Annotated in this window: 7 protein-coding genes; 5 read left to right on the top strand and 2 right to left on the bottom strand. The window is 71.7% G+C overall.

Going from position 1 to position 11558, the window contains the following annotated elements:
- Window positions 1-140: 140 nt before the first annotated feature.
- Complete coding sequence (locus E1294_RS30480) at window positions 141-1190, bottom strand: glucose 1-dehydrogenase (protein WP_132514100.1); 1050 nt, start codon at window positions 1188-1190, stop codon at window positions 141-143.
- 103 nt (window positions 1191-1293) lie between these two features.
- Here E1294_RS30480 and icmF point away from each other — a divergent pair, with 103 nt between their 5' ends.
- From icmF to tpx, 4 genes are all read left to right on the top strand, one after another.
- Window positions 1294-4506 (top strand): fused isobutyryl-CoA mutase/GTPase IcmF, encoded by a 3213-nt coding sequence (gene icmF, locus E1294_RS30475; protein ID WP_132514098.1) that lies wholly within the window; start codon window positions 1294-1296, stop codon window positions 4504-4506.
- Between the two features lie 88 nt (window positions 4507-4594).
- On the top strand, window positions 4595-8206 hold the full coding sequence (locus E1294_RS30470; RefSeq protein ID WP_132514096.1) for a S8 family serine peptidase: 3612 nt from the start codon (window positions 4595-4597) through the stop codon (window positions 8204-8206).
- Window positions 8207-8301: 95 nt separating this feature from the next.
- Window positions 8302-9276 carry a helix-turn-helix domain-containing protein gene (locus tag E1294_RS30465; protein WP_132514094.1) on the top strand — a complete coding sequence of 325 codons (975 nt, stop codon included), beginning with the start codon at window positions 8302-8304 and terminating at the stop codon, window positions 9274-9276.
- A 70-nt stretch (window positions 9277-9346) separates the two neighbouring features.
- Window positions 9347-9847, top strand: a complete 501-nt coding sequence (gene tpx / locus E1294_RS30460; RefSeq protein WP_132514092.1) for a thiol peroxidase — start codon at window positions 9347-9349, stop codon at window positions 9845-9847.
- Here tpx and E1294_RS30455 read toward each other — a convergent pair.
- Window positions 9817-10737, bottom strand: a complete 921-nt coding sequence (locus E1294_RS30455; RefSeq protein ID WP_132514090.1) for a TIGR03619 family F420-dependent LLM class oxidoreductase — start codon at window positions 10735-10737, stop codon at window positions 9817-9819. The genes tpx and E1294_RS30455 overlap by 31 nt on opposite strands.
- 67 nt (window positions 10738-10804) lie before the next feature.
- Here E1294_RS30455 and E1294_RS30450 point away from each other — a divergent pair, with 67 nt between their 5' ends.
- On the top strand, window positions 10805-11554 hold the full coding sequence (locus tag E1294_RS30450) for a helical backbone metal receptor (protein WP_132514088.1): 750 nt from the start codon (window positions 10805-10807) through the stop codon (window positions 11552-11554).
- Window positions 11555-11558: the final 4 nt, after the last annotated feature.

Genomic DNA, 11558 nt, shown 5'->3' with positions numbered 1-11558 from the left:
GCCAGGACCCGCGTCCCCGCCGGCCCGGCCCATCAGGACACCGGGCAGGCCACGCCCACACGGCGGCGACCGTACGAGCCCCGCTGACCGCACCCCGCACACGCCCTCGGCGACGGCACCGTCCGCGAGCCCGGCCGACGCTAGGACGGGAGATCGATGACGACCTTGACGTCGTGACTCGGCTCGAAGGCCTCCAGGGCGCGCTCCAGCGGCAGCCGCCGGGTGATCAGCCGCTCCAGCCACGTGATGTCCGCCTGGGCCAGCGCCGCCGCCGCGTCCCTGAAGTGGCGCAGGTTGCCGTTGACCGTGCCGAAGACCACGTCGTTCTCCAGCACGATGTCCCGGTTGATCACCCCGGCGTCCACCCGATGGGTACGCCCCCCAGTGGCGAGGCCACACAGGCAGACGATGCCCGCGGCGGCGGTGGTGCGCATGGCGTCGATGACGAGCTGCCCCACGCCCGTGCACTCGATGATGATGTCCGGCTTCGCGTCGGCGAACGGCTCCAGCGCCGTGCCCGAGTGGTAGGTGCCGCCAAGGTCCTCCACCAGGCTGGACTTGAGTCCTTTGGGGGCACGGTCGAGCACGTGCACCTCGAGCCCCCGCTGTGCGCCCAGGAGCGCGGCCAGCAGCCCGATCGGCCCCGCGCCGGTCACGAGCAGCGTGCGCGGCTCGTACCAGGAGCGCGACCCGATGCGCTCGATCTGCTCCCACGCCTTGGCGACCACGGATGTGGGCTCGACCAGCATGCCGACGCTCTCCAGCGAGGGGTCGAGGCGTACGGCGAAGCCGGCTTCGACGACCCAGCGCTCGCTGGCGTACCCGTCGAGGTCTTTGATGCCCCGCTCGGTGTAGCGGCCGTTGCGGCACATGTCGAACTCGCCCCGCTCGCAGGCTCCGCAGGGCACGGGGTCGGGCCGGCGTACCACGCCCACCACCAGGTCTCCGGGTGAGAAGGCGGACCCTTGAGGCGACTCGAGCACCCGGCCCAGCGACTCGTGCCCGATGACCATGCGTTCCCTGCCCGGCGGCGGCCAGCCGTACTCGGCGGCGGCCAGTTCGCGGTCTGTTCCGCAGATGCCCAGGGCCAGCCCTTGGACGAGCAGTTCGCCCTGGCCAGGCTGGGGTTCCGGCAGTTCCTCGACGCCGAGCGTCCCCTGTTTGCCCGGTGCGAACGTCAGTGCACGCATCGCGCTCACCTCCTCTGCGGGACCCTACCCCGGACGGGCTTGGGAAATAGTAGGACGTCCTAGTATCTTTGGAGGTGACACCCTCACGAAGGAGTGAACAGGCGTGCACGTCCCGGTACACCCAGTCCGTTTCGTGACCGCCGCGGCCCTGTTCGACGGCCATGACGCGGCGATCAACATCATGCGACGCATCCTCCAGTCCCAGGGGGCCGAGGTCATCCATCTCGGGCACAACCGTTCGGTCGACGAGATCGTCACGGCCGCCATCCAGGAGGACGCCCAGGGGGTGGCGATCAGCTCGTACCAGGGCGGGCACGTGGAGTTCTTCTCCTACCTGGTGGAACTGCTGCGCGAGCGCGGCGCCTGCCACGTCAGGGTGTACGGAGGCGGCGGGGGAGTGATCGTCCCCGAGGAGATCGAGCTGCTGCACTCGCGCGGCGTCGCCCGCATCTTCTCGCCCGAGGACGGCCAGCGCTACGGACTGCCCGGGATGATCAACAAGCTGATCGAAGAATGCGACGTCGAGCTGGACGACCCGCCCTCGGTGGAGGCCGTGGTCTCCGGCGACCAGGCGGCGCTGGCCCGGGCGATCACGCTCGTGGAGTCCGGGCGCGCCCCCACCTGGCTGATGGAGGGCCTGCGGGCCGCGGGGTCGAAGGAGGGCGACGCGGGGGCGCCGGTGCTCGGCATCACGGGCACGGGCGGCTCGGGGAAGTCCTCGCTGACCGACGAGCTCGTCCGCAGGTTCCGCGTCGACAACGACGACAAACTACGCATCGCGATCATCGCCATCGACCCCACCCGCAGGCGCGGCGGCGGCGCGCTGCTCGGCGACCGCATCAGGATGAACAGCCTGGGACCCCAGACCTACTTCCGTTCCCTGGCCACCCGCGGCGCCGCCAACGAGGTGCCCGCCTGCCTCGACGACGTGATCACCGCCTGCCGCGCGGCCGGCCACGACCTGGTGATCGTGGAGACGCCCGGTATCGGCCAGGGCGACGCCGGCATCGTCCCGCATGTCGACGTGCCCATCTACGTGATGACGCCCGAGTTCGGCGCGGCCTCCCAGCTGGAGAAGATCGACATGCTCGACTTCGCCGAGGCCGTGGTGATCAACAAGTACGAGCGGCGCGGCGCGGAGGACGCCCTGCGCGACGTGCGCCGCCAGCTCGTACGCAACCGCGAGGCGTTCGGGGTGTCCCCGGACGAGATGCCGGTCTTCGGCACCATCGCCGCCCGCTACAACGACAGCGGCGTGACGGCCCTCTACCAGCACCTCAAGCCCCTCCTGCTGCCCGGCGCCGACACTGGGCTGCTGCCCCGGGTGTCCGAGCGCACCTCCAGGGCGTCGGCCGCCATCGTCCCGCCCGCCAGGACGCGCTACCTGGCCGAGATCGCCGAGACCGTCCGCGCGTACCACGCCGAGACCCTCGCCCAGGCGGAGGTGGCCCGCCGCCGCCAGCAACTCGCCGCCGTACGGTCGCTGCTGGAGGAGGGCGACGGGCGGCTGGCCGAGCTCGAAGCCCAGGCCGAGCGGGAGCTCAGCGACGAGAGCCGGGCGCTGCTCGACGCCTGGCCCGCCGTCAAGGAGCGCTACACCGCCGACGAGCTGGTGGTGAAGATCCGCGACCGCGAGATCCACACCCCGCTCTGGCGGGAGACGCTCTCCGGCAACCGCGTCCCCAGAGTCGCCCTGCCCCGCTACACCGACCACGGCGACCTGCTGAGGTTCCTGCGCGGCGAGAACCTGCCGGGCATGTTCCCCTTCACCGCAGGGGTGTTCCCGTTCAAGCGCGCCGACGAGGATCCGACCAGGATGTTCGCCGGCGAGGGCGACCCGTTCCGCACCAACAGGCGCTTCAAGCTGCTGTCGGAGGGGCAGCCCGCGACCCGGCTGTCCACCGCGTTCGACTCGGTGACGTTGTACGGCCACGACCCCGACCTGCGGCCTGACATCTACGGAAAGGTCGGCACCTCGGGCGTCTCGATCGCGACGCTCGACGACATGAAGGTGCTCTACGGCGGCTTCGACCTGGCGGCGCCCAACACGTCGGTGTCCATGACGATCAACGGGCCGGCTCCCACGATCCTGGCCTTCTACCTCAACGCCGCCGTCGACCAGGCCCGCGACGGGTTCCGGGCCGAGCACGGCCGCGACCCCGGCGAGCAGGAGGACCGCGACCTGCGCGCCCGCACCCTGGCCACGGTCAGGGGCACCGTCCAGGCCGACATCCTCAAGGAGGACCAGGGGCAGAACACCTGCATCTTCTCCACGGAGTTCTCGCTGCGGATGATGGCCGACATCCAGGAATGGTTCATCCGCAACGGCGTGCGCAACTTCTACTCGGTCTCGATCTCCGGCTATCACATCGCCGAGGCCGGGGCCAACCCCATCAGCCAGCTGGCCTTCACCCTGGCCAACGGCTTCACGTACGTGGAGGCGTACCTGGCCAGGGGCATGAAGATCGACGACTTCGCGCCCAACCTGTCGTTCTTCTTCTCCAACGGCATGGACCCCGAATACAGCGTGCTCGGGCGGGTGGCCCGCCGCATCTGGGCGGTGGCGATGCGGGAGAAGTACGGCGCCGCCGAGCGCTCGCAGAAGCTGAAGTACCACATCCAGACCTCGGGACGGTCCCTGCACGCGCAGGAGATGAACTTCAACGACATCCGCACCACGCTCCAGGCGCTGATCGCCGTCTACGACAACTGCAACAGCCTGCACACCAACGCCTTCGACGAGGCGGTGACCACGCCGTCGGCCGACTCGGTCCGCCGGGCCATGGCGATCCAGCTCATCATCAACAAGGAGTGGGGCCTGGCCAGGAACGAGAACCCCCTCCAGGGCTCGTTCATCATCGAGGAGCTCACCGACCTAGTGGAGGAGGCGGTGCTCGGCGAGTTCGAGCGCCTGTCGGACCGGGGCGGCGTGCTGGGCGCGATGGAGACCGGCTACCAGCGCGGCAAGATCCAGGACGAGTCGATGGTGTACGAGACGCGCAAGCACGACGGCTCGTTGCCCATCGTCGGCGTCAACACCTTCCGCAACGGCGCGCACGGCGACGACTCCGACCCGCACAAGCTGGAGCTGGCCAGGGGCACGGAGGAGGAGAAGCAGTCGCAGCTTGACCGCCTGCGCGCCTTCCACGAGCGCAACCGCTCGGAGGCGCCCGCCCGGCTGGCCAGGCTCCGCGAGGCGGCGATGTCGGAGGAGAACGCGTTCGAGGTGCTGATGGACGCGGCCCGCGTCTGCTCGCTCGGTCAGATCACCGACGCGCTGTTCGAGGCCGGGGGCCAGTACCGCCGCAACGTCTGAGGTGTCCGCTGGCGGGATTCCGTCAGGACGGGTTCTCGCCAGCGGATGACCTACCCGAGGGCATGGCGGACGCGGTGAAATCCGTACCATGCCACTCACCGGGCCCTTCACATCGTTCACGGGCGTGCTCGCCGTGGCCCTCATGGCGACCGCCCTGGCCGCCCCGGCGGGCGCGCACGCGGCCCGCCAGGAGCCCGCGCCCCAAGAGACAGACCTCACCCTCATCACCGGCGACCGCGTCCACTACGTGGACGGCCCCGGCGAGCAGGACGTCGTCACGGTGGACCGCCCGGCGGGCGCCCGGGGCGGCGTGCGGGTGCAGCAGGCGGACGGCGACCTCTACGTGCTGCCGGACGAGGCCGTGCCGCTGATCGCGGCCGACCGGCTCGACGCACGGTTGTTCAACGTCACCGGCCTGGCCGCGATGGGCTACCGGGGCACGCCCCCGGTGATCGTCACCTACCAGGGCGCGACGCCGCGTTCCATGACGGGGGCGGAGGTCGTCCGCGCGCTGCCCAGCGTCAAGGGCGCGGCGCTGAAGGTCGGCGCGGACCCGCGCCCGTTCTGGACCGCGCTCACCGGCCCGGCCGAGCGGTCCGGCGTGGGCAAGGTCTGGCTGGACGGCAAGGCGAAGGTCTCGCTGAAGGAGAGCGTGCCGCAGGTCGGCGCACCGCAGGCGTGGGCCGGCGGGCTGGACGGCTCGGGCGTCACGGTAGCGGTGCTGGACACCGGCGTCGACGACACCCACCCCGACCTCAAGGGGCGGATCGCCGAGTCCACCAGCTTCGTGCCCGGCGAGGAGGTCAAGGACGTCAACGGCCACGGCACCCACGTGGCCTCGACGGTCGCGGGCACCGGCGCCGCGTCGGACGGCGCGAACAAGGGCGTCGCGCCGGGCGCTCGGCTGGCCGTCGGCAAGGTGCTCGGCGACGACGGTTTCGGCCAGGAGTCGTGGATCATCGCGGGCATGGAGTGGGCCGCCACCAAGGCCAAGGTCGTCAGCATGAGCCTGGGCAGCAGCGTCCCCGACGGCGGCGCCGACCCGATGGCCGTGGCGGTGGACACCCTGTCCGAGCGGCACGGCACCCTGTTCGTGATCGCGGCGGGCAACAGGGGCGGCAAGGCCACGATCGGCGCGCCCGGCTCGGCGGCCTCGGCGCTGACCGTGGGCGCGGTGGACAAGGCGGACAAGCGGGCCGGCTTCTCCAGCATGGGGCCGCTCTCCCGGTCCTACGGCCTCAAGCCGGACATCTCCGCCCCTGGGGTGGCGATCAACGCGGCGCATTCGTCGTACAACACCGAAGTGAGCGGGCCGTACTGGGAGCTGAGCGGCACTTCCATGGCCACGCCGCACGTCGCGGGCGCGGCGGCCATCCTGGCGCAGCGTCACCCGGACTGGCCGGGGCAGCGGATCAAGGACGCGCTGATGAGCGCGGCCGAGCCGCTGCCGTACGCGCCGTTCGAGCAGGGGGCCGGCCGGCTCGACGTGGCCGCGGCGGCCAGGGCGACGCTCACCGCGACGGGCTCGGTGGCCACGGCCTTCTACGACTGGCCGCACGCCGGCGACGACCCCAAGAGCGAACGGACCATCGCCTACCGCAACGACGGCGACGCCGACGTGACGCTCGACCTGGCGGTCACCGGCACCGAGGCGGCCACGCTGTCCACCGGCACGCTCACCGTGCCCGCCCGGGGCGCCGCCGAGGCGACCCTGACCGTCGACCCGGCCGCGTTGGAGGCGGGCGACGAGGTCTCCGGCCTGGTCACCGCCACGGTGAGAGAGCCGGTGAAAGAGCAGGCAGGGGAGACGGCGGGGGAGACGGTGGTCCGCACCGCGTTCGGCGCGGTCAAGGAGCGCGAGCTGTACGACCTGACGCTGAAGGTGCGCGACCGGCAGGGCGAGCCGGCCACCGGGCGGGTGGTGCTGGCCGGGTTCGACGGCAGCATGGTGCCCTACGAGGTGGCGGGCGAGCGCACGCTGCGCCTGCCGCCCAGCACGTACGTGGCCTACGCGCTGCTGGAGGTGGCCGGCGAGCGGGCCGACGAGCTCGGCATGGCCCTGCTCGTCGACCCGGAGATCACGCTCGGCCAGGACACCGAGGTGGTGCTCGACGCGAGCACGACCAGGCCGCTGAGCGTCAAGACGGCCAAGCGTGGCGAGCGGCGGCAGCTGCATCTCGACTTCTCCAGGACCGTGCCGGACAAGCAGCCGATCCGGCTCGGCTACGTCGTGCCCGTCGCGTACGACAACGTCTACGTCTCCCCGACGGAGAAGGTGAAGGAGGGCTCGTTCGACTACCTGACCCGCTGGCGGATGGGCGAGCCCGCGCTCACCCTCGACCCGCCGGGCAGCCCCGAACTGGTGACGACCGTGCAGGGCGGCAGCACGCTGACCGACGGCCGCACCCGCCTCACCACGGTCGCGGCGGGCAAGGGCGCGGCGGAGGACTACGCGGGCGTCGACGCCCGTGGCAAGGCCGTCGTCGTGACGCGCAGCGCCGAGGTGCCGCCCAAGGAGCGGGCCGCGCAAGCCGTCGCGGCGGGCGCCAAGCTGCTCGTGGTCGTCAACGACCGGCCGGGCCGGCTCTACGAGTCCTACGGCGAGGCCCTGCCCATCCCGGTCGTGCTGGTCACCCGCGACCGCGGCGCGGACCTGGCGGGCGGGCAGGTCACGGTCACCCAGAAGCGTTATCCCTCCTACCTGTACGACCTGGTGGACCTGCACGAGGACGCCGTCCCCGACCGTGACCTGGCCTTCCGTCCCCGCGGCCTGGCAGAGGTGCGGGGCGTCTACCGCGGCGCCACCACGGGTCAGGAGGGCGGCGGGTTCCGGTTCAACGTGCAGGACGGCTGGGGCCCGGCCATCGGGTTCAGGGAACGCGAGCACTTCCCCGCCGTGCGCACCGAATGGGTGACCACCGGCGGCGGCTACACCTGGTATGAGACCCACTCCATCGGCGGTGACGACGACTGGGAGATGCGCGACGCGCACCGCACCTACCGGCCGGGCAAGCGGGTCACGCAGGAGTGGTTCGCGCCGGTGGTGCGGCCGAGGCTGGGCACCGGCTACTGGGGGCCCTTCCGCACGAACAACGGCGGGATGCAGCTCAACATCGCGCCGCTGAGCGACGGCACGGCGGGCCACTCCGGCGGTGGCGGCGACGAGCGGGACACCATGTCGATCGCGCTCTACCAGGGTGACACGCTGGTCAAGCAGTCGCCCGGCCGGTCGCTGACCGTCTTCGAAGGACTGCCCGACGAGCCGTCGCCCTACCGGGTCACGCTCGACGTGGCCCGGGACGCCCAGCGGTGGCGCACGTCCACGCGCACCCACACCGAGTGGACCTTCGTCTCGGCCAGGCCGCCTGCGGGCAGCCCGTACCGGACGGACATCCCGATGTTGCAGCTCGACTACGACGTCAGGACGCTCGGGCCGATCGCCAGGATCACCCTGTCGGGGACCACGCAGGAGTGGCTGGAATCGCCGGTCAAGGCGGAGAAGGCGACGCTGGCGGTCTCGTACGACGAGGGGAGGACCTGGCAGGACGCGACGCTCGTGCCCGGCGGCGAGGGGAAGTGGACGGCGGTCGTACGCGCCGGTCGAACTGCCGGCGGCTCGTTGTCGCTGAAGGCCACCGCAGCCGACACCGAGGGCAACACGGTGGACCAGGAGATCATCCGGGCGATCGTGACTGAATAACTGTGCAGTCACGATTGAGGGCTGATGTCGCCTTTGGTCCTATCGTCTCTCCCATACTGGTCGGCGTTCCGACTGGGAAGGGAGAGGCGGGCACCGTGCTCGAAGCGCTGGGTCTCACAGCCGGTGAGGAGGCCGTCTACCGCTTCCTGATCGACGGTCCCCGCGACGCCACCGAGCTCGCCGAGGCCCTCGACCGGTCGCGCCCTTCGGTCGAGGAGGATCTCGTCGCGCTGATCGGGCGCGGCCTGGTCTCGCGGGTGGCGGGCACCCCCGTCCGGCACGTGGCCGCGCCGCCCTCGGTCGCGCTCGGCGGCCTGCTCACCGCGCGCAGGGAGGAGCTGCGCACCGCGGAGCTGGCCCTCGTCGCGCTGGCCGAGCAGCACAGGATGGCCGCCACCGACCGCGCCGCCGGAGACCTCATCGAGGTCGTGACCGGCATGGAGGCGGTACGGCAGCGCTTCCTGCAGATCCAGTGGGCGGCGGGCAGACAGGTGCGCTCGTTCTCCACGGCGCCCTTCGTGGCGGTGCCGCCCGGCGACAACACCGCCGAGGACCAGGCCGTCGAGCGCGGCGTGGAATATCTCGTGGTGCTGGAGCGCGAGGTGCTGGCCACGCCCGGCGTCGCCGCGATGACCCTCGACTCCGTCCGCAGGGGTGTGCGGGTCAGGGTGGTGGACAAGCTGCCCATCAAGCTGATCATGGCTGACGGGGAGCTGGCCCTGGTCCCGCTGACCACCGAGCCGGGCGGCGAGCCCGCGGCCGTGCTGCTGCACCGCAGCGGCCTGCTGAGCGCCTTGGAGGCGCTGTTCGACGCGGTGTGGCAGCGGGCCTACCCCCTTCGCCTGGACGCCTCCGGCGCACTCGACGAGCAGCCGGAGCCGGCGATCACCGAGCTCGACAGGAAGATCCTCGGCCTGTTGTTGTCGGGGCTGACCGACGAAGCCGTGGCAGGCCAGCTCGACCTGTCGCTGCGCACGCTGCAGCGGCGGCTGCGCGCGCTGATGGACCTCGCGGGCGTGCGCACGCGCGTGCAACTCGGCTGGCACGCCGCCCGCCACGGCTGGGCGTGACCCCCTGGTTCGTGGAACATCGGCGCAACCTGATATCCAGTGAAACGAACATCGCTACCAGGAGGCACTCATGTCCGACGTCACGTTCAAGGGCAACCCCATCACCGTAGGCGGGTCCTTCCCCAAGCCGGGCGACAGCGCGCCCGCGTTCCGCCTGGTCGGCGACGACCTGAGTGAGCGCACGCTCGCCGACTTCGGCGGGCGGACCAAGGTGCTCAACATCTTCCCGAGCCTCGACACGGGCGTCTGCGCGGCGTCGGTGCGCCGCTTCAACCAGGTGGCGGCCGAGCATTCCGACGTGGCCGTGCTCTGCATCTCCGCCGACCTGCCGTTCGCGCAGAAGCGGTTCTGCGGTTCTGAAGGGCTCGACAAGGTGACCACGCTCTCGCTCATGCGAGGCCGGGAGTTCCTGGCCGACTACGGTGTCGCGCAGGAGTCGGGGCCGCTGGCCGGGCTGGCCGCGCGCGCGGTCGTCGTGCTCGACGGCGACAACAAGGTGGTCTACTCGCAGCTCGTGCCGGAGATCACGCAGGAGCCCGACTACGAGGGCGCGCTGGCCGCTCTCAAGTGAGCCCTGAACTCCGCGGCCAGCTCCAGTAGATGCTCGTCGCTCGTGGCGGTGTGCTGGAGGTCGATGATCACCGCGTGGACCCCGGCCTCCGCCGCGGCGGCGAGATAGTCGCAGATCTGGGCGACCGTGCCGCTCCGAGGCGGCCTGCCGGCCTCCGGGCCGGTGATCTCGGGGGTGGTCCGCAGCGCCATGCGGAGCGCGCCGGGGTCACGCCCGGCCCGCTCCGCCGTCTCGCACACCGTCCGCCACATCGCGGTGAGCATCGGGATCGGCAGCGAGGCCGTCAGCCACCCGTCGGCCCTGCGGCCGATGCGGCGCAGCGCGGGTTCGGCGAAACCGCCCAGATAGAGCGGCGGGCGGCGGGCGGGCTTGGGCTCGATGTGGCTGGGCACGATCGTCCACAGCTCGTGCTCGAACGACACGGGATCGTCGCGCCAGATCGCCTCAAGGGCGTCGAGCGTGGCCTCATAACGGCTCGCCCGGCCTCGCCAGGGCACGCCGGCGGCGGCGTACTCGTCGGACGACCAGCCGAGCCCCAGGCCGACGTCCAGCCGGCCGCCGCTGAGATGGTCGATCGTGGTGAGCGAGCGGGCCAGCACCGCCGGGGGATACCAGCAGGCGTTGAGCGCGCTGGTGCCCAGCCGGATGGCGGAGGTCGCCGAGGCCGCCACCGAGAGCACCGCGAACGGGTCGAGGAACACCCGGTGCGCCTCGGGGACACGGCCGTCGCCACCCGGATAGCGGTCTTGCGGCCGCAGCGGCGTCAGCAGCCGGTCGCCCGCCCACAGGCCGGCGAACCCCATCGACTCGGCCTCCCGCGCCACCCGCAACACGCTGGACAGCACGGCGAACCTGCCGAACTGCGGCACGGCCAGCCCGACGTCCATCATCCGCTCATCCCGCCCGCGCCACGCATGGCGTGCATTCTACGGGTCTCCTTCGATCTAGGCTCGTGGTGTGGAAGACGACACCGGTGTGCATGCGAGGGTTCCGGAGACCGTGCGTCGGATCGTGTCGCTGGTGCCGTCACTGACCGAGTCGGTGGCGGCGACCGTGCCCGAGGCGCTGGCAGGGGCGACCGACTGGTGCACGCACCCGGCCGACCTCGACGTGGCCAGGGTCAGGGGCACGAAGAATCCCGACCTCGACGCGATCAGAACGCTGAGACCCGACGTGGTCCTGGCCAACGCCGAGGAGAACCGCCCGTCCGACATCGAGGCGCTGCGCGCGACGGGCATCCCCGTATGGGTGACGAGGATCGAGACCCTGGACGAGGCCTTCGCCTCCTTGGGCCGCATGTTCGCGTACGCGTGCCGTACTGACCGGCCCGGGTGGCTGGACGCGGCGGAGCGGGCGTGGCGCGCACCCGCAGCGGGCCCGCGGCGCACGGCGATCGTGCCGATCTGGCGGCGGCCGTGGATGGTGGTGGGACGCGACACGTTCACCGGTGACGTGCTGCGGCGCCTCGGCGTGGACAATTGCTACGCCGGCCACGCCGAGCGCTATCCCAAGATCCCGCTGTCCGAGCTGGTCGGGTGCGGGCCCGACCTGGTGGTGCTGCCGGACGAGCCGTACGCGTTCTCCGGGACCGACGGACCCGAGGCCTTCCCCGGGCTCACCTGCGCCCTGGTCAGCGGGCGCCTGCTCACGTGGTACGGCCCCTCACTCGTGCAGGCGCCCGTTCTGCTCCGCCGCGCCCTGGGCTGACCGG

This window comes from Nonomuraea diastatica (assembly GCF_004349015.1).
GTDB classification, from domain to species: Bacteria; Actinomycetota; Actinomycetes; order Streptosporangiales; family Streptosporangiaceae; genus Nonomuraea; species Nonomuraea diastatica.
Note: the sequence above shows the minus strand (reverse complement) of the source record. Positions and strands in the feature narration are given on the sequence as shown.